Origin of the sequence: Pseudomonas sp. FP198 (genome assembly GCF_030687895.1) — a bacterium.
Classification (GTDB): Bacteria; Pseudomonadota; Gammaproteobacteria; order Pseudomonadales; family Pseudomonadaceae; genus Aquipseudomonas.
On record NZ_CP117452.1, the window covers coordinates 1,517,684 to 1,534,978 of the forward strand.

The following is a 17,295-nucleotide window of genomic DNA, read 5'->3' on the forward strand; positions in this document are numbered from 1 at the left end:
TGTCCACATTCAGACAAGGATCGGCACATGGCAAGGCGATTGGCGGCGGCACTGACATTCATCGGCTTTTTATTGCTCGGCGGCTGCGGCAACGATTACGGCGTGGACCAGAACGGTCAGCCAATTGCCGCGCAGCGGCTGGACAACCAATGGCTGGTGCTCAACTACTGGGCCGAGTGGTGCGCGCCGTGTCGCACTGAAATCCCCGAGTTCAATGCCTTGGCCGAACAGCTCAAGGGACGCAACGTAGGTGTCTTCGGGGTCAACTTCGATCAGGTGCAAGGCGAAGAACTCAAGAGCGCCAGCGAGAAGCTGGGCATCCGCTTCACCGTACTGGCCCAGGATCCGGCCGAGTTCTTTGATGTCCCGCGCAGTGAAGGCCTACCGGTGACGTACATCATCGATACCCAGGGCAAGGTGCGTGAACAGTTGCTGGGAGAGCAGACGGCGGCGGCGGTGATGGCCAGGCTGGAGGCGTTGCAAGCGCTGAAATGAACTGATTGGGAATAGGCACTTTGTGGCGAGGGGATTTATCCCCGCTGGGTTGCGGAGCAGCCCTAAAACCAGGCAACTCGGTGTATCTGAGTTGAATGTCTAGGGGCTGCTGCGCAGCCCAGCGGGGATAAATCCCCTCGCCACAGGCAGAAGCTGGTTGACCTGGGCCTCAACCCTCTTCCAACCACCACCGCAGCGGCTTGCCCTGGGCCGGCCAGAAACGCGTCTGGCCGATGGGCGACACGTCCCAGCGTTCGACTTTCTCCAGCGCCTGCAAGAAACGCGTCTCTTGCTCCATCAATGCCGGGGCGCAGAGTTTGCGGGTGCTGCCGATCCTACCGAAACTCAAGCGGTCGCCTTCCAGGGTGTAGGGCGCGAACCAGTGGTTGCAGCCGGCATTGCCGTAGGCACGACCGTCATCGTCGAGGGTGATGGTCAGGTGGCTGTAATCCATCAACGGCCGCTCGCCGATCCATTCGAGGATGTAGCTGCGGTTGTGTTGCAGTTGCACCGGATCGGCGGCGCAGCCCATCAGGCCAGCACCGATCAGCGTGGCCAGGACCAGATGTTTCATCAGGCGGCTTCCTGGCATTTCGGGCACCGGTGTTTCTCCCCGTCAGTCGTCCAGCCCAGCTCGGCAATGCGTGCGCTGGCGGCTGGTTTCTGGGCCTTGGTGCCGAGCTTGGCATCGACGGCGAACTCGAAGCTCAGTTCCCTGGCGCATTGGTCGCACTTGACCTGCCAGGTGTGGATCGCCAGTTCACCGAACACCGGACCGGTGGTCATGGCGGTCCATTGGCCGATCGGCTTGAGCAGATGGCGAACGGTGTCGACGGTCAGGCGCATGGAAAGGTCCTTGCTGCCCTTGAGGGTGACGAGCAATATGTCGTTGGCCTGGATCGATCCGCCATTGCCGGTGACTTGGTAACGGCCCGGCGCCAGGGCACGGACCTCGGTCAAGGTGTGCTGCGGGTTCATCAGGGTGTAGCGAAAATCGTGTTCGGCCATGGGTCCTCCAGATAGGCGCGATATGCTAGCACGGGGGCTGGCTTGGGCATCGCCTACAAGCGGGGCGGGCCGACGAAATCCCCCTGTGGGGGCGAGCCTGCTCGCGAAAGCGGCGGCTCAGTCGATCAATGTGTGGCTGACACACCGTCTTCGCGAGCAGGCTCGCTCCCACAGGGGATGAGTCAGCCATCCACCAGATTTTGTGGCGAACCGGCGGCCCAGGCGGCGATGTTGTCGAGGGTAGTGGTGGCAATCGCGGCCAGTGCTTCGCGAGTCAGGAACGCCTGGTGTGCGGTCACCACGACATTGGGAAAGGTCAGCAGCCGCGCGAGCACATCGTCCTGCAACGGCAGGTCGGAGCGGTCCTCGAAGAACAATTCGGCCTCTTCCTCGTAGACATCCAGGCCCAGGTAACCCAGCTGGCCGTTTTTCAGCGCTTCGATCAGTGCCGGTGTGTCCACCAGGCCGCCGCGTCCGGTGTTGATCAGCATGGCGCCGCGTTGCATGGTTTCCAGGGAGCGGGCGTTGATCAGGTGTCGGCTCTGGTCGTTGAGCGGGCAGTGCAGGCTGATGATCTGCGCCTGCGCCAGCAGATCGGCCAAAGGCAGGTAGCGGGCCCCCAAGGCTTCGACCTGAGGGTTGGGGAACGGGTCGTAGGCCAGCAACTGGCAACCGAAACCGGCCATGATCCGGGCGAAGGTCGCGCCGATCTGTCCTGTGGCGACTACGCCCACGGTCTTGCCCACCAGGTCGAAGCCGGTCAGGCCATTCAGGCTGAAATTGCCATCCCGGGTGCGGTTGCAGGCGCGGTGCAGGCAGCGGTTCAAGGCCATGATCAATGCCACCGCATGCTCAGCCACCGCATGGGGCGAGTAGGCCGGCACCCGGGCGATGCTCAGCCCCAGGCGCTTGGCGGCGGGCAGGTCGACATGGTTGAAGCCGGCCGAGCGCAGGGCAATCAGCCGGGTGCCACCGGCTGCGAGTCGTTCCAGCACCGGCGCGCTCAGGTCGTCGTTGATGAAGGCGCACACCACCTCGTACCGCTCGGCCAGGGCCACGGTGTCAAGGCTCAGGCGCGCCGGCTGGAACTGCAATTCAAGGCCGGCGGGTACGGCGGCCTTGCTGAAACTGTCGCGATCGTAGGTCTGGCTGCTGAATAGAATTGCACGCATGGCGGCCTCCTGGCGCTGGGATGAACCGAGCTTAACAGCCATTGCGCCGGTGACCATTGCGCTGGATCAGGCGCTGATGCGCGCCTCGCTGGCCAGCCGGTTGATGGCCCGGTCCAGGTCTTCCAGGGCCGCGGCAGCCCTCGGGTCTTGCTGCTTGAGCAAGGTTTCGCTGCGCTGGCAGGCCGCACGCAGTTGCGGTACGCCGCAATAGCGCGTGGCCCCGTGCAGGCGGTGGACCCGTTCGATCAGGGCGTTGTGGTCGTTGGCCTCGCTGGCCTGGCGGATCGCTTCGCGGTCGGCTTCTAGGGAGGCGAGCAACATCGCCAGCATGTCCGCCGCCAGGTCGGCCTTGCCGGCGGCCAGGCGCAGGCCTTCCTCGTGGTCGAGCACCAGCAGCTCGCTGCTGCCCTGGGCATCAGCGCCCCGATCCGGGGTCTGGTTGCGCAGCGCCAGGCCGGTCCATTTGAGCACGACCTGGGCCAGCTGGCGCTCGCTGATGGGCTTGGTCAGGTAGTCATCCATGCCGCTTTGCAACAGGGCACGCTTTTCGTTGGCCATGGCGTGGGCGGTAAGGGCGACGATCGGCAGTGGCGTGCAATGCCGCTCGCTTTCCCATTGGCGGATCGCTTCGGTGCTCTGGCGGCCATCCATGCCGGGCATCTGTACGTCCATCAGGACCAGGTCGAAGGTTTCCTTCTGCACGGCCTTGACCGCCGCGTAACCACTTTCCACCGCCAGCACCCGGGCGCCCATGTCTTCGAGCAGGGTCTGCACCAGCAGCAGGTTGGCCGGGTTGTCGTCCACGCACAACACTTTGGGCGCGCGGCTGGCCACCGGTTCATTGGGTTCGTTGCGGGCCGGGCGCGGGTTGACCAGGTCGGAAAGCGACCGGCGCAGCTTGCGGGTACAGGCCGGCTTGGCCTGCAATTGACTGTGGGGGTTGGGCACCGAGAGATGGAACAGCGTCTGTTCGGTGGTGGGGCACAGCACCAGCACTTTGCAGCCCAGGTGCTCGAGGTCCCAGATGTGCTGGTTGAGACGCTCCGGCGGCATGTCGTTGCTGGTGATGCCGAGCACGGCCAGGTCAATCGCCTGGTCCGTCTGGTGAGCGACGGTGACACCGTTGGTCAGGTTTTCCAGGGTATTGAACGGCGTCACCTGCAAACCGCAGTCTTCCAGCTGGTGCTGCAAGGCCTGGCGGGCCAGCTCGTGATTTTCCAGAACCGCCACGCGGCGCCCCAGCAGCGGCGGGCCGGGCAGGTCTTCGGCGTCGTCGCGGGTCTTGGGCAGGCGCAGGCTGATCCAGAACTCCGAGCCTTCGCCTGGCGTGCTGTCGACGCCGATCTCACCGCCCATCTGCTCCACCAGTCGCTTGGAGATCACCAGGCCCAGACCGGTCCCGCCGGGCTGCCGGGACAAGGAGTTGTCGGCCTGGCTGAAGGCCTGGAACAGCGCCCGCACGTCCTGGCTGGACAGGCCGATGCCAGTGTCCTGGATGCTGATGCGCAACTGCACGCTGTCTTCGTGCTCCTCTTCGAGCATGGCGCGGGCGACGATGGTGCCTTCACGGGTGAACTTGATCGCGTTGCTCACCAGGTTGGTGAGGATCTGCTTGAGCCGCAGCGGGTCACCCACCAGCGACAACGGCGTGTCGCGGTAGACCAGGCTCACCAGCTCCAACTGTTTGGCGTGCGCGGCGGGGGCGAGGATGGTCAGGGTGTCCTGCAGCAGGTCCCGCAAGTTGAAGGGGATGCTGTCGAGCACCAGCTTGCCGGCCTCGATCTTCGAGAAGTCGAGAATTTCGTTGATGATGCCGAGCAGGCTGTCGGCGGATTTTTCGATGGTGCCCAGGTAGTCGAGCTGGCGCGGGGTCAGCTCGCTTTTCTGCAATAAATGGGTGAACCCGAGGATGCCGTTGAGCGGCGTGCGGATTTCATGGCTCATGTTCGCGAGGAATTCGGATTTGATCCGGCTCGCTTCGAGCGCTTCCTTGCGGGCCAGGTCCAGCTCGATGTTCTGGATCTCGATGGTTTCCAGATTCTGGCGCACGTCTTCGGTGGCCTGGTCGATGCTGTGCTGCAACTCTTCCTGGGCATTCTGCAAGGTGCCGGCCATGCGGTTGATGCCCGACGCCAGTTCATCCAGCTCCTGGCTGCCCAGCGGTGGCAGGCGGGTTTCCAAATGCCCGTCCTTGAGCTGCGCCACGGCCTGCTTGATCTGGCTCAGCGGTCGATTGATGGTGCGGCCCATGCGCAGAGCCAGCAGCGCGGTACAACCCAGGCCGGCGGCGATCAGCAGCAGGCTGGCGAACAGGCTGCGATAGCCGCGCAGCAACATGCCGCTGTGGGACAGCTCCAGCTCGACCCAGCCCAGCAGGCGATCGGCTTCTTCGGGAATCAGTTCGCCAGCCAGGTTGCGATGCTTGCCGAACACCGGCAACAGGTAGCGTGTGGCGTCGTTGCCGGTGCGTTGCAGCAGTTGGCTGCTGTTGCCCTCCGGCGCCCGGTTGAGCATGGTCGGGCCGGCATGGGCCAGCGGTGTGCGATCGGGGGCCAGGAAGGTCACCGCGCGAACATCGGTTTGTTCGAGGGACTGGGTGGCGACGCGCTCCAGCAGCTCGATGTCCTGGCGGCTCATGGCCGGAGCGACCAGCGGTGCCAGTTGTTCGGCGATCATTTCACCGCGTTGCAGCAACTGAGCATGCAGGTCCGATTGCTGCACCCAAGTGAAATAACCGCCCAGGACCAGCGCCATCAAGGTGGTCGGCAGCAGGGTGAGCAGCAGCACACGGCCTTTGATTCCCAGTTTCTTGAGCACACTTGTCTCCTGCATCCAGCGGTCCGATTGAGCTTTACGCGCATCCGGCGCGCAACATCTGCGCAGTGTAGCGATTTGCAGGCGCGCCTTCTTCGTAAAATTCATGTCCTCGCGCATCCCGACCGGCTGGCCATTTGCCGTGGCGATACACGGCGGTTGCCTGTCGGGAGCCGATCTTGAATAATTGTTCAACTGAGAATTGTTTGCAGATACTGATGAATCCCATCCCCGCTGTGCCGCCGCGCATCCTTGCCATCGAAGACGACCCCGTGCTGGGCGCTTATGTCCATGAGCATCTGGCCCGCAGCGGCTTCGAAGTGACCTGGTGCCAGAACGGCCAGGATGGCCTGGACATCGCCTGCCGGCAGGCTTTCGACGTGGTGCTGATGGACATCCTCCTGCCCGGGTTGGATGGCCTCGCGGTGCTGACCCGTTTGCGCAGGAGCCATTCGACCCCGGTGTTGCTGATGTCTGCCCTGGGCGCGGAAGCGGATCGCATCAGCGGCTTTCGCCTCGGCGCCGACGATTACCTGCCCAAACCGTTCAGCATGGCGGAGTTGCGCGTGCGCATCGAGGCCATCCTGCGCCGAGTGGCGCTGGATCGGCGCCCGGCCGAGGTGATGACCCCGCACCAGATGCAGGACCTGGATTTTGATGAGCAGCGCAGTGATGTACAAGTCCAAGGCCAATGGGCAGGGCTGACGCGCAGCGAATACCGTTTGCTCGACGTCCTGCACCGCAGCGACAGTGAAGTCTTGAGCAAGGCCTTCCTCTATCAGCATGTGTTGCAGCGCGGCTATGCACCGCATGATCGCAGCCTGGACATGCATGTCAGCCAGATCCGCCGCAAGCTCAAGGCTATCGGCTACACCGCGCGAGAGCTGCGCACGGTGTGGGGCAAGGGCTACGTGTTGAGTGCCGTCGATGAAGTGGTCTGATCTGCCTGGGCGGCACTCGTTGTTCTGGAAACTGGCCTGCCTGCTGGTGGCGTTCTGTCTGCTGATGATCTGGCTGAGCTGGTCATGGGGCCGTTATATGGAGGAGCGCAACCAGTTCCTCTCGGACCAGGCCCGCGGCACCCTCACGCGTTACGCCGCCGAGGCCGAGCAGGCCTGGCGTTCCGGCCGGCAGGCGGGGGTGGACCGCTGGTTGCAAGGCATGCAGCCGCGCGAGGCAAGCTGGGTGGGGGTGATCGGCCCCGACCTGCAATCGTTGAGCGGGCAGCCGCTGACCGAGAAAGAGGTCGAGCGTCTGACCTTCCTCCGTGGTCTGGATTGGCCGATCCACAAGAAAGGGCGACCGTGGCTGCGGGTGCCGTTCCCCGGCGACCCGTCCGTCGGCAGCCTGGTGATCGAACTGCCCGAGCGTTTCCTGCCGGGGCAGTACCAATGGTTCTGGCGGGTGATGACCAACGGCGTGATTCCTGGATTGTTCACCCTGTTGCTCTGTGTCGGGCTGTATCGCCTGCTGGTGGTGCCGCTCAATCAACTGCGCGAACAGGCCAATGCCTGGCGGGCCGATCAGTTGGGCGTGCGCCTGTCCAGCCGTACCACCGAGCGTGCCGATGAACTGGGCGAGCTGGGTCGGGCTTTCGATCACATGTCCGAGCGGTTGCAATCGACCGTCGCGCTGCAACAGCAACTGCTGCGCGACCTGTCCCATGAGCTGCGCACACCGCTGAGTCGCCTGCAAGTCGCCAGCGACAGCGAGCGGGACCTGGGCCAGTTGCGCGAGCGCGTCGCCCGGGAAGTCGAAGGCATGCAGCGATTGGTCGAGGACACCCTGCAACTGGCCTGGCTCGACACCGAACGCGCGCCATTGGCGGTCGAGGCGATCCAGGTCCAGGCCTTGTGGGAAATGCTCACGGAAAACGCCTGTTACGAAAGCGGCTGGCCCAGCGCTCAACTGCAATGCGCCGTCGATGCCGATTGCTGGGTCCAGGGCAACCTCAACACCCTGGCGCAGGCTCTGGAAAACATCCTGCGCAACGCCATCCGGCACTCGCCGCCCGGTGGCGTGGTGCGGCTGGGCGGTCGGCGTGAGGGCGGTTTCTGGCTGCTGTGGCTTGAGGACGAAGGCGGTGGCGTGGCCGAGCAGGATCTTGAGCGTATCTTCGACCCGTTCACCCGTCTCGATGGCTCGCGCCCGGGAGACGGCGGTTTCGGGCTGGGCCTGAGCATCGCCCGTAATGCGCTGGCGCGCCAGGCTGGACGGCTGTGGGCGCAGAACGGCAGGAAGGGCCTGCGGTTGAATCTGCGTCTGGTCGCCACTCAAGCAGCCACCGCCTCCGTGGCGAGGGAGCTTGCTCCCGCTGGGGCGCGCAGCGGCCCCCTGCAAACTGCCTGACACCCCACAAACCCGGATTGGGGCGACTTCGTCACCCAGCGGGAGCAAGCTCCCTCGCCACGTGAGTGCGTTTGGCCTGGGCGCTGCTTATTCCCATAAGCCATAACCACCACACTTTGCGTGATATGGCCTCGCCGGGTTTGCCGGTATGATAGGCGCCCCCGCAGCCCGGATTGCGAATACGCCATGACTTTGCAGTACCCAACCATCGCCGATTGCGTCGGCAACACCCCGCTGGTTCGTTTGCAGCGCCTGCCCGGCGCGACCAGCAATACGCTTTTGCTCAAGCTCGAAGGCAACAACCCGGCGGGTTCGGTCAAGGACCGGCCGGCGCTGTCGATGATCACCCGTGGCGAATTGCGCGGGCAGATCCGCCCCGGCGATACGCTGATCGAGGCGACCTCCGGCAACACCGGCATCGCCCTGGCGATGGCGGCGGCGATCAAGGGCTACAAGATGATCCTGATCATGCCCGATAACTCCAGCGCCGAGCGCAAGGCGGCGATGACGGCCTATGGCGCCGAGCTGATCCTGGTGACCCAGGAAGAGGGCATGGAAGGCGCCCGTGACCTCGCCGAGCGCATGCAGGCCGAGGGCCGGGGCAAGGTGTTGGACCAGTTCGCCAATGGCGACAATCCAGAAGCCCACTACACCACCACCGGCCCGGAGATCTGGCGCCAGACCGATGGCACGATCAGCCATTTCGTCAGCTCGATGGGCACCACCGGCACCATCATGGGTACTTCACGCTACCTGAAAGAACAGAACCCGAACGTGCAGATCATCGGCCTGCAACCGATGGAAGGCTCGGCCATCCCCGGCATCCGCCGCTGGCCCGAGGAATATCTGCCGAAGATCTACCAGGCCGATCGCGTGGATCGCATCATCGACATGGCCCAGAGCGAAGCCGAAGACGTGACCCGTCGCCTGGCCCGTGAGGAAGGTATTTTCTGCGGCGTGTCTTCGGGCGGTGCCGTGGCGGGCATGCTGCGTTTGTCGAAGGAAGTGGAAAATGCAGTGATCGTCGCGATCATCTGCGACCGTGGCGACCGTTACCTGTCGACCGGCATCTTCGACGCGCCCAACTGATGGCCAAACAAGAAAGAGGCTTGCGCTTCCAGCCCAGCGGCGGAAGCCGGGCCCCGCAAGTGCCTACCGGAAAAAAGCAGCGCCTGACGATTGAGCGCCTGGCCAACGATGGCCGGGGCATTGCGTTTGTCGATGGGCGGACCTGGTTTGTCATCGGCGCCCTGGCCGGTGAAGAGGTCGAGGCGCGGGTGCTCGGTGCCCATGGCAAAGTGGTCGAGGCCCGCACCGAACGGGTGTTTTCCTCCAGCGAACTGCGTCGTGCAGCGCCCTGCGTGCATGCCGGTCGCTGCGGCGGTTGCAGCGTCCAGCATTTGCCCCACGGCGAACAGCTCGCCCTGAAACAGCGCATGCTCGCCGAGCAATTGTCGCGAGTGGCGGGTGTCGAGCCGGATGAGTGGGCCGCGCCGTTGAGCGGGCCGGAATTCGGCTACCGACGTCGCGCCCGGGTGGCGGTGCGTTGGGACCAGAAAGCGAAAAAGCTTGAAGTGGGTTTCCGTGCCGTCGGCAGCCAGGACATCGTTGCCATCGGCGAATGTCCGGTGCTGGTACAGCCCTTGCAGCCGATCATGAGTCGCCTGCCGGAAATGCTTCGTCGTTTGGGTAAACCTCAGGCTTTGGGCCATGTCGAGTTGTTCGCCGGCTCGTCCCTGGCGATATTGCTGCGGCATATGGCGCCGTTGTCGGAAGCCGACCTGACGATCCTCAAGGATTTCTGCGCGTTCCATGAGGCCCAGTTGTGGCTGCATGGCGAAGGCGAGCCGCAACCGGTCGATCCGGGGCAGGCCCTGGGTTATCGCCTGGTAACCTGGGACCTGGAGCTGGCTTACCGGCCGGGGGATTTCATCCAGGTGAACGCCGCCGTCAACGAGGCGATGGTCGCCCAGGCGCTGCAATGGCTGGCGCCTCGACCCGATGAGCGAGTGCTGGACCTGTTCTGTGGCCTGGGCAACTTTGCCTTGCCGCTGGCCAGGCAGGTGCGCGAGGTGGTGGCGGTGGAGGGCGTGCAGACCATGGTCGAGCGCGCGGCGGCGAACGCCCTCAGCAACAATTTGCATAACACTGCCTTTTTTCAGGCCGATTTATCCCAGCCTTTGGCGGCTGCCGAGTGGATCGGCGAAGGCTTTTCTGCGGTACTCTTGGACCCACCCCGTGATGGTGCTTTCGAGGTGGTGCGCAAGCTGGCCTCGCTGGGTGCCAGGCGGCTGGTTTATGTGTCGTGCAACCCGGCAACTTTGGCCCGGGACACGGTCGAATTGATCAAGCAGGGCTACCGGTTAAAACGTGCCGGGATTCTCGATATGTTTCCTCAGACGGCGCATGTCGAGGCCATGGCGTTATTTGAAGCGAGCCAGGATGGCTTGTCCGACTGACCCGTTCGTGCCGACCCGCCACAGCCCTGGGCGGAAACACGGGCAACGAAGGTCAGCGATGTGGACGCATTGAATCTGCGTCATAGGGAAGGTAAGTAAAGATGGTACAGGTGAGAGCACACCAGCCGATCAACACCGACGGCAGTATCAATCTCGAGGCTTGGCTCGATCACGCGGTCAGTATCGATCCGGCACTGGATCGCGAAGCCTTGAAGCAAGCCTGCGAGTTCGCTCGTGAGGCGGAACAGCAACACAACGCGGCGAAGAACCTGTGGTCCGAAGGCACCTCGAGTTTCCAGACGGGCCTCGAGATCGCCGAAATCCTCGCCGACCTCAAGCTCGACCAGGACTCGCTGGTCGCCGCGGTGCTGTACCGCGGCGTGCGTGAAGGGCAGATCCAGCTGCCGATGGTCAACCAGCGTTTCGGCACCGTGGTCGCCAAGCTGATCGACGGCGTGTTGCGCATGGCGGCCATCAGCGCCAGCCTCAGCCCGCGCCAGTCCATGGTCCTGGGCACCCAGGGCCAGGTGGAAAACCTGCGCAAGATGCTCGTGGCCATGGTCGACGACGTGCGTGTCGCGCTGATCAAGCTGGCCGAGCGCACCTGCGCGATCCGCGCCGTGAAGTCCGCCGACGACGAAAAACGCAACCGTGTCGCCCGTGAGGTGTTCGACATCTACGCGCCGCTGGCCCACCGTCTCGGTATCGGTCACATCAAATGGGAGCTGGAGGACTTGTCCTTCCGCTACCTGGAGCCTGACCAGTACAAGCAGATCGCCAAGCTGTTGCATGAACGACGGCTGGATCGCGAGCGCTTCATCACCGATGTCATGACTCAGTTGCGTGAGGAATTGCAGGCCACCGGCGTGGAAGCCGATATCAGTGGCCGGGCCAAGCACATCTACTCGATCTGGCGCAAAATGCAGCGCAAAGGCCTGGAATTCAGCCAGATCTACGACGTTCGCGCCGTGCGCGTGCTGGTTCCGGAAATGCGCGATTGCTACACCGCGCTGGGGATCGTCCACACCTTGTGGCGGCACATTCCCAAGGAGTTCGACGACTACATCGCCAACCCGAAGGAAAACGGCTACCGCTCGCTGCACACCGCGGTCATCGGCCCGGAAGGCAAGGTGCTGGAGGTGCAGATCCGCACCCATGCCATGCACGAAGAAGCCGAGCTGGGGGTTTGCGCCCACTGGAAATACAAGGGCACCGACGTCAAGTCCGGGTCCAACCATTACGAAGAGAAAATCTCCTGGCTGCGCCAGGTGCTGGAATGGCACGAGGAACTCGGTGACATCGGCGGCCTGGCGGAGCAGTTGCGGGTCGACATCGAGCCGGACCGGGTCTACATCTTCACTCCCGACGGCCACGCCATCGACCTGCCCAAGGGAGCGACGCCGCTGGACTTCGCCTACCGGGTGCATACCGAGATCGGCCACAACTGCCGTGGCGCCAAGATCAACGGGCGGATCGTGCCGCTCAACTACAGCCTGCAGACCGGCGAGCAGGTCGAGATCATCACCAGCAAGCACGGCACGCCGAGCCGCGACTGGCTGAACCCGAACCTGGGCTACATCACCACTTCACGAGCGCGGGCGAAAATCGTCCACTGGTTCAAGTTGCAGGCCCGCGACCAGAACGTCGCCGCCGGCAAGACCCTGCTCGAACGCGAGCTGAGTCGCCTGGGCCTGCCGCAGGTGGATTTCGACAAGCTGGCTGAAAAAGCCAACATGAAGACCGCCGAGGACATGTTCGCCGCCCTTGGCGCCGGTGACCTGCGCCTGGCGCAACTGGTCAACCTCGCCCAGCAACTGGTGGAGCCGGAACGCGGCAACGAGCAACTGGAACTGATTCCGCGCAAGGCCACCGGCTACAAGCCCGGCAAGCGCGGCGACATCCAGATCCAGGGCGTGGGCAACCTGATGACCCAGATGGCCGGCTGCTGCCAGCCGCTGCCGGGGGATGCGATCGTCGGCTACATCACCCAGGGCCGTGGCGTGAGCATTCACCGCCAGGATTGCGCCTCGGTGCTGCAACTGGCCGGTCGCGAACCGGAGCGGATCATCCAGGTCAGCTGGGGCCCGGTGCCAGTGCTCACCTACCCGGTGGACATCATCATCCGCGCCTACGACCGTTCCGGCCTGCTGCGTGACGTGTCCCAGGTGCTGCTCAACGAGCGGATCAACGTGCTGGCGGTCAACACCCGCTCGAACAAGGAGGACAACACCGCGCTGATGTCCCTGACCATCGAGATTCCGGGGCTGGATGCATTGGGGCGGTTGCTGGGGCGGATTTCCCAGTTGCCGAACATCATCGAGACCCGGCGCAATCGGACGCCGGGCTAAAGGTCAGGCACAGTCCGGAAATGTGGGAGCGAGCCTGCTCGCGAAGCGGTGTGTCAGCCGGTATGGTTTTGACTGATGTACCGCTTTCGCGAGCAGGCTCGCTCCCACAGGGATTTTTTTGTGGTGGGATGATTGATGTACAGCCTCGAAGACCTGCTTCACCTGATGAACCGCTTGCGCGACCCGCAATACGGCTGCCCGTGGGACATCAGGCAAACCTACGCAACCATCGTCCCTCATACCGTGGAGGAAGCCTACGAAGTGGCCGACGCCATCGAGCGCGGCGACTTCGATCACCTTCAAGGCGAGTTGGGCGATTTGCTGTTCCAGGTGGTGTATTACAGCCAGCTGGCCCGGGAAGAAAACCGTTTCGAATTCGCCGGCGTGGTCGATAGCATCACCCGCAAGCTGATTCGCCGCCATCCCCATGTGTTTCCCACCGGTGACCTTTACGCAGCCGAGGATACCCCGCGCCTGAGCGAAGAGCAGGTCAAGCAGCGCTGGGAGGAAATCAAGGCAGAGGAGCGCGCCGAGAAGGCCTCGGTGCCCGAGCAGTTGTCGTTGCTTGATGATGTACCGGCGGCATTGCCGGCCTTGTCGCGGTCGGCGAAGTTGCAGAAGCGCGCCGGTCAGGTCGGTTTCGATTGGCCGGGACCGCTGCCGGTGCTCGATAAGGTCCGTGAAGAGCTCGACGAAGTGCTCGAAGCCATGGCGGACAATGACACCGCAGCCATCAGCGACGAAGTGGGTGACCTGCTGTTCAGCGTGGTGAACCTGGCTCGACACTTGAAAGTCGACCCCGAAACGGCCTTGCGTGGCGCCAATGCAAAGTTTGAAAGACGTTTCCGATTTATCGAACAGGCATTGCGCGAGACCCACCGTCCCATGGAAGATTGCACCCTCGAAGAGTTGGACGCCTTGTGGGGCGAAGCCAAACGTCAGGAAAAGAATTTGCCCAGCTGCGGCTGAGGCCGTTGCCTAAGTGAGTAAGCACCATGAGCCTTTCCCTTCGCGACCAGTTGCTCAAAGCAGGGCTGGTCAACCAAAAGCAGGCCAAGCAGGTCGGCAAAGAGAAACAGAAGCAGCAACGCCTGGCCCACAAAGGCCAGGTCGAACTGGACGACTCCCAGCAGCGTGCGGCCCAGGAAGCCATGGCCGAGAAGGTCAAGCGCGACCAGGAGCTCAACCGCCAGCAGCAGGAAAAGGCCGAGCAGAAGGCCCGTGCCGCGCAGATCAAGCAATTGATCGAGGTGTCGCGCCTGCCGAAGCTGACCACCGATGACTACTACAACTTCGTCGACGACAAGAAGGTCAAGCGCATCTCGGTCAATGCGCTGATGCGTAACAAGCTGAGCAGCGGTTCCCTGGCGATCGTCCATCATGCCGGGAGCTATGAAGTGATCCCGCGCGAAGCGGCGCTGAAGATCCAGGAGCGCGACCCCAAGCGCATCGTCCAGCTCAACACCCAGACCGAAGAAGTGGATGCCGATGATCCGTACGCGGCGTATCAGATTCCTGATGATTTGATGTGGTAGGACCGGCGACCTGAAACAAACTGTGGCGAGGGAGCTTGCTCCCGCTTGAGTGCGAAGCGCTCACAAAAAGGGGCTGCTACGCAGCCCAGCGGGAGCAAGCTCCCTCGCCACAGGGGCCCCGTGTCATTCAGGACTCAGCCATCTCACGCAAACGCTGCCGCTCCTCACGTTCCAGCTCGGCCTTGTAGTTATGAGCGTCCGTCTCGGAATGGAACATGCCCACCAGCAGATCCTGTTGATGCACATCCCAGATCCGGATCCCGGCGGCAATGCCTTCGTGGGACATGTGGGCGTCGTCGCGTTCAGTTACTTTCACAGTCATCTTGCAAGCTCCAATCTCTGTTATCTGCAGCAAGGCGTGTGCAGGGTTTTGTTATAGATTTGGATAGCGAGCTAAGTAAATGGCCGGGGCGATTAAGAAGTTTTCATGAAGCGTGTAGCCCTCGTGCAGGCCAGGCAGGGCGCGGCGTTTGGTCGCAGGTGGTGTTCATGAAAAAGATTTCATGTCGTCAAGCAGCTACCGGACCCTGTGGGATTTACATGGTGAACCTGAAATCCGCGCATTAAAAAGCCCCGCATCTGCGGGGCTTTTTAACATTCGGCGCTGATCAGCTGCCTTTCACAGCCTTGCCGTTGACCGTACCGTCCTGGAGCATGATGTTGTACTCCTTGCCGTCGGTCTCGACTTGCTGCAGGCGGACCAGCAGGTAATCCCAGTCCTTGGCGAACCAGAGCACGGTGATGCGCTTGCTTTGTGTCGGGTCGCGCACGCGCTCGACCTTGATGGCGTCGATCTGGCCGGCCTTGGTGTCGACTTTTTCCGAGCCGAGCACGCGGAAGTCATAGGTATCGATTTCACCGTCATCGACGACCTGATAACTCATGCTTTTCTTGCCGGCCGCCACGTCGTGCTGCAGGGCCAGTTGATACGTGGATTTGTCGACCATGCCGCGATTCAATGGAAGCTTGACCGCGTCACCGCGATCGGTGCCGGTGACCATCTTGGCATTCCAGTCGAAATCCAGGTCAGCCTTCTTGGCCTTGCCCAGGCCACCGCGCTCGAAGTGATAGGACTGCGGCAGCAGGGTGTCCTTGTCCAGGGTCAGGGTGCTTTCTTCGGTCAGGCTGGCGATCATCATCGATGCCTTGAAGCTCAGCTTCCAGGTGCCGTTGGCCTCCTTGGTCAGGCTGCGCTCGGCGGTGCCGCTCATGGGCAGCTGTTTCCAGTCGGCGGTATAGCTGGCGGAGAACGGTTGAAGGTCTGCGGCCTGTGCCAGGGGCAGGGCAAGCAGAGCGCAAGCGAAGAGCAGGGCGCGACGCATAAAATCTCCTAGTATCGAATCAAATGGCCGCTGGCGGCGAGCAACTGGCCGTCCAGTGAGGCTCCGCGATCGTCGAGCGTCAGCCGGCCTTCGGCAAACCAACGCACGGCCATCGGGTAGATCTGGTGTTCGCGGGCGTGGACCCGTTGCGCCAGGCTTTGCGGCGTGTCGTGCAACTCTACCGGTATTACTGCCTGTACGACCAGTGGTCCGCCATCGAGTTCCTCGGTGACAAAGTGAACCGAGCAGCCATGCTCCGTGTCACCGGCCTCCAGCGCACGCTGGTGAGTGTGTAACCCTTTGTATTTGGGCAGCAACGACGGATGGATATTGAACAGGCGGCCCTGGTAGTGACGCACGAAGCCGGCGCTGAGGATGCGCATAAAACCGGCCAGGACCACCAGTTGCGGATTGAAGGCGTCGATCTGTTCGATCAGCGCGGCATCGAAGGCCTCGCGGCCGTCGAACGCCTGGTGATCGAGGACGCGAGTATCGATACCCGCCGCCTTGGCACGTTGCAGGCCGTAGGCATCGGCGCGGTTGGAAATCACCGCGCGGATCCGGACCGGGCTGTCGCCGGTCCGTGTACTGTCGATCAGGGCCTGCAGGTTACTGCCGGTGCCGGACAACAGCACCACGATGTCACAGGTTGCGGACATCAGTGTGCCTTGAGGTTTTTCAGCTCGACCTGTGCGGCGCCTTCGGCCGCGGTGGCGATCTGGCCGATGACCCAAGGCTGCTCGCCCGCGTCACGCAGGACGTTCAGCGCGGTTTCGACGTGCTCCTGGGCCACGCAGATGACCATGCCCACGCCGCAGTTCAGCACGCGGTGCATTTCGGTTTCATCGACGTTGCCTTTTTCCTGCAGCCAGTCGAACACCGCCGGGCGGGTCCAGCTCGCCACGTCGACCACGGCCTGGGCGCCTTTTGGCAGCACGCGCGGAATGTTGTCCAGCAGACCGCCGCCAGTGATGTGGGCCATGGCCTTGACGGCACCGGTGTCCTTGATCAGCTTGAGCAGCGGCTTGACGTAGATGCGCGTCGGGGCCATCAGCAGGTCGGCCAGTGGCTTGCCGTCGAGCTGGGTGTTCTCGATATCGGCACCCGAGACTTCGATGATCTTGCGGATCAGCGAGTAGCCATTGGAGTGCGGGCCGGAAGATGGCAGGGCGAGCAGGGCGTCGCCGGCGGCGACTTTCGAGCCGTCGATGATCTCGGCCTTTTCCACGACGCCAACGCAGAAACCGGCCAGGTCGTAGTCTTCGCCTTCGTACATGCCTGGCATTTCAGCGGTTTCGCCGCCGACCAGCGAGCAACCGGACAATTCACAGCCGGCGCCGATGCCGGTCACGACCTGGGCGGCGGTGTCGACGTTGAGTTTGCCGGTGGCGTAGTAGTCGAGGAAGAACAGTGGTTCGGCGCCGCAGACCACCAGGTCGTTCACGCACATGGCCACCAGGTCGATGCCGATGCTGTCGTGCTTGTTCAGGTTCAAGGCCAGGCGCAACTTGGTGCCGACGCCGTCGGTACCCGAGACCAGGACCGGTTGCTTGTAGCCGGCCGGGATCTCGCAGAGGGCGCCGAAACCGCCCAGGCCGCCCATGACTTCCGGGCGCGCGGTGCGCTTGGCGACGCTCTTGATGCGTTCGACCAATGCTTCACCGGCGTCGATGTCTACACCGGCGTCCTTGTAGCTCAGGGAGGGTTGCTTGCTCATGATCCAGGCCTTTAAAGGGGGGATTTCTGGGTAACGACCGATCGCCGGGGTCATTGAATAACCGTTGTACGAATTA

At 63.1% G+C, this 17,295-nt stretch carries 16 protein-coding genes; 8 read left to right on the plus strand and 8 right to left on the minus strand.

Features of this window, described 5'->3' with window-relative positions; all coding sequences use genetic code 11:
- Positions 1 to 27 precede the first annotated feature (27 nt).
- Complete coding sequence (locus tag PSH78_RS07135) at positions 28 to 495, plus strand: TlpA disulfide reductase family protein (RefSeq protein WP_305499405.1); 468 nt, start codon at positions 28 to 30, stop codon at positions 493 to 495.
- Positions 496 to 664: 169 nt separating this feature from the next.
- On the opposite strand, the gene PSH78_RS07140 is transcribed toward PSH78_RS07135, so the two are convergent.
- From PSH78_RS07140 to PSH78_RS07155, 4 genes are all read right to left on the minus strand, one after another.
- The gene (locus PSH78_RS07140) at positions 665 to 1,069 is read right to left on the minus strand and encodes an META domain-containing protein (protein WP_305499406.1); all 405 of its coding nucleotides are present in this window, start codon (positions 1,067 to 1,069) and stop codon (positions 665 to 667) included.
- Positions 1,069 to 1,503, minus strand: coding sequence for a hypothetical protein (locus PSH78_RS07145; RefSeq protein WP_305499407.1), 435 nt, complete (start codon positions 1,501 to 1,503; stop codon positions 1,069 to 1,071). The genes PSH78_RS07140 and PSH78_RS07145 overlap by 1 nt, the downstream gene beginning before the upstream one ends.
- Before the next feature lie 182 nt (positions 1,504 to 1,685).
- The gene (locus PSH78_RS07150) at positions 1,686 to 2,675 is read right to left on the minus strand and encodes a 2-hydroxyacid dehydrogenase (protein ID WP_305499408.1); all 990 of its coding nucleotides are present in this window, start codon (positions 2,673 to 2,675) and stop codon (positions 1,686 to 1,688) included.
- Positions 2,676 to 2,741: 66 nt separating this feature from the next.
- Positions 2,742 to 5,492: a response regulator gene (locus PSH78_RS07155; protein ID WP_305499409.1), complete on the minus strand. Its 2,751-nt coding sequence runs from the start codon at positions 5,490 to 5,492 to the stop codon at positions 2,742 to 2,744.
- Between the two features lie 215 nt (positions 5,493 to 5,707).
- On the opposite strand from PSH78_RS07155, the gene PSH78_RS07160 reads away from it, so the two are divergent.
- From PSH78_RS07160 to PSH78_RS07190, 7 genes are all read left to right on the plus strand, one after another.
- Entirely contained in the window at positions 5,708 to 6,430 is a 723-nt protein-coding gene (locus tag PSH78_RS07160) for a response regulator transcription factor (RefSeq protein ID WP_305499410.1), read from the plus strand.
- Positions 6,417 to 7,838: a sensor histidine kinase gene (locus PSH78_RS07165; RefSeq protein ID WP_305499412.1), complete on the plus strand. Its 1,422-nt coding sequence runs from the start codon at positions 6,417 to 6,419 to the stop codon at positions 7,836 to 7,838. The genes PSH78_RS07160 and PSH78_RS07165 overlap by 14 nt, the downstream gene beginning before the upstream one ends.
- A gap of 186 nt (positions 7,839 to 8,024) precedes the next feature.
- Positions 8,025 to 8,927 carry a cysteine synthase CysM gene (cysM, locus tag PSH78_RS07170; RefSeq protein ID WP_305499413.1) on the plus strand — a complete coding sequence of 301 codons (903 nt, stop codon included), beginning with the start codon at positions 8,025 to 8,027 and terminating at the stop codon, positions 8,925 to 8,927.
- Entirely contained in the window at positions 8,927 to 10,297 is a 1,371-nt protein-coding gene (rlmD, locus tag PSH78_RS07175) for a 23S rRNA (uracil(1939)-C(5))-methyltransferase RlmD (RefSeq protein WP_305499414.1), read from the plus strand. Before cysM ends, rlmD begins: the two co-directional genes overlap by 1 nt.
- 101 nt (positions 10,298 to 10,398) lie before the next feature.
- Complete coding sequence (relA, locus tag PSH78_RS07180; RefSeq protein ID WP_305499415.1) at positions 10,399 to 12,645, plus strand: GTP diphosphokinase; 2,247 nt, start codon at positions 10,399 to 10,401, stop codon at positions 12,643 to 12,645.
- A gap of 135 nt (positions 12,646 to 12,780) precedes the next feature.
- Positions 12,781 to 13,614, plus strand: a complete 834-nt coding sequence (mazG, locus tag PSH78_RS07185; protein ID WP_305499417.1) for a nucleoside triphosphate pyrophosphohydrolase — start codon at positions 12,781 to 12,783, stop codon at positions 13,612 to 13,614.
- Positions 13,615 to 13,640: 26 nt separating this feature from the next.
- Positions 13,641 to 14,180 (plus strand): DUF2058 domain-containing protein, encoded by a 540-nt coding sequence (locus PSH78_RS07190; protein WP_305499418.1) that lies wholly within the window; start codon positions 13,641 to 13,643, stop codon positions 14,178 to 14,180.
- Between the two features lie 127 nt (positions 14,181 to 14,307).
- Here the strand turns inward: PSH78_RS07190 and PSH78_RS07195 are convergent, their stop codons facing one another.
- The 4 genes from PSH78_RS07195 to purM all read right to left on the minus strand — a co-directional run bounded on the left by PSH78_RS07195 (position 14,308) and on the right by purM (position 17,219).
- Positions 14,308 to 14,502 carry a hypothetical protein gene (locus PSH78_RS07195; RefSeq protein WP_305499420.1) on the minus strand — a complete coding sequence of 65 codons (195 nt, stop codon included), beginning with the start codon at positions 14,500 to 14,502 and terminating at the stop codon, positions 14,308 to 14,310.
- Positions 14,503 to 14,788: 286 nt separating this feature from the next.
- Entirely contained in the window at positions 14,789 to 15,502 is a 714-nt protein-coding gene (locus PSH78_RS07200) for a DUF3108 domain-containing protein (protein WP_305499421.1), read from the minus strand.
- An 8-nt stretch (positions 15,503 to 15,510) separates the two neighbouring features.
- The gene (gene purN, locus PSH78_RS07205) at positions 15,511 to 16,161 is read right to left on the minus strand and encodes a phosphoribosylglycinamide formyltransferase (RefSeq protein ID WP_305499423.1); all 651 of its coding nucleotides are present in this window, start codon (positions 16,159 to 16,161) and stop codon (positions 15,511 to 15,513) included.
- Positions 16,161 to 17,219 (minus strand): phosphoribosylformylglycinamidine cyclo-ligase, encoded by a 1,059-nt coding sequence (gene purM / locus PSH78_RS07210; RefSeq protein ID WP_305499425.1) that lies wholly within the window; start codon positions 17,217 to 17,219, stop codon positions 16,161 to 16,163. The genes purN and purM overlap by 1 nt, the downstream gene beginning before the upstream one ends.
- Between the last annotated feature and the right edge of the window lie 76 nt (positions 17,220 to 17,295).

Coding starts and splice junctions, on each gene's coding strand:
- PSH78_RS07160 (WP_305499410.1), top strand. CDS start 5,708: ATGAATCCCATCCCCGCTGTGCCGCCGCGCATCCTTGCCATCGAAGAC.
- rlmD (WP_305499414.1), top strand. CDS start 8,927: ATGGCCAAACAAGAAAGAGGCTTGCGCTTCCAGCCCAGCGGCGGAAGC.
- relA (WP_305499415.1), top strand. CDS start 10,399: ATGGTACAGGTGAGAGCACACCAGCCGATCAACACCGACGGCAGTATC.
- PSH78_RS07140 (WP_305499406.1), bottom strand. CDS start 1,069: ATGAAACATCTGGTCCTGGCCACGCTGATCGGTGCTGGCCTGATGGGC.
- PSH78_RS07150 (WP_305499408.1), bottom strand. CDS start 2,675: ATGCGTGCAATTCTATTCAGCAGCCAGACCTACGATCGCGACAGTTTC.
- PSH78_RS07200 (WP_305499421.1), bottom strand. CDS start 15,502: ATGCGTCGCGCCCTGCTCTTCGCTTGCGCTCTGCTTGCCCTGCCCCTG.
- PSH78_RS07145 (WP_305499407.1), bottom strand. CDS start 1,503: ATGGCCGAACACGATTTTCGCTACACCCTGATGAACCCGCAGCACACC.
- PSH78_RS07165 (WP_305499412.1), top strand. CDS start 6,417: ATGAAGTGGTCTGATCTGCCTGGGCGGCACTCGTTGTTCTGGAAACTG.
- PSH78_RS07135 (WP_305499405.1), top strand. CDS start 28: ATGGCAAGGCGATTGGCGGCGGCACTGACATTCATCGGCTTTTTATTG.
- purM (WP_305499425.1), bottom strand. CDS start 17,219: ATGAGCAAGCAACCCTCCCTGAGCTACAAGGACGCCGGTGTAGACATC.
- purN (WP_305499423.1), bottom strand. CDS start 16,161: ATGTCCGCAACCTGTGACATCGTGGTGCTGTTGTCCGGCACCGGCAGT.
- PSH78_RS07195 (WP_305499420.1), bottom strand. CDS start 14,502: ATGACTGTGAAAGTAACTGAACGCGACGACGCCCACATGTCCCACGAA.
- cysM (WP_305499413.1), top strand. CDS start 8,025: ATGACTTTGCAGTACCCAACCATCGCCGATTGCGTCGGCAACACCCCG.
- PSH78_RS07190 (WP_305499418.1), top strand. CDS start 13,641: ATGAGCCTTTCCCTTCGCGACCAGTTGCTCAAAGCAGGGCTGGTCAAC.
- mazG (WP_305499417.1), top strand. CDS start 12,781: ATGTACAGCCTCGAAGACCTGCTTCACCTGATGAACCGCTTGCGCGAC.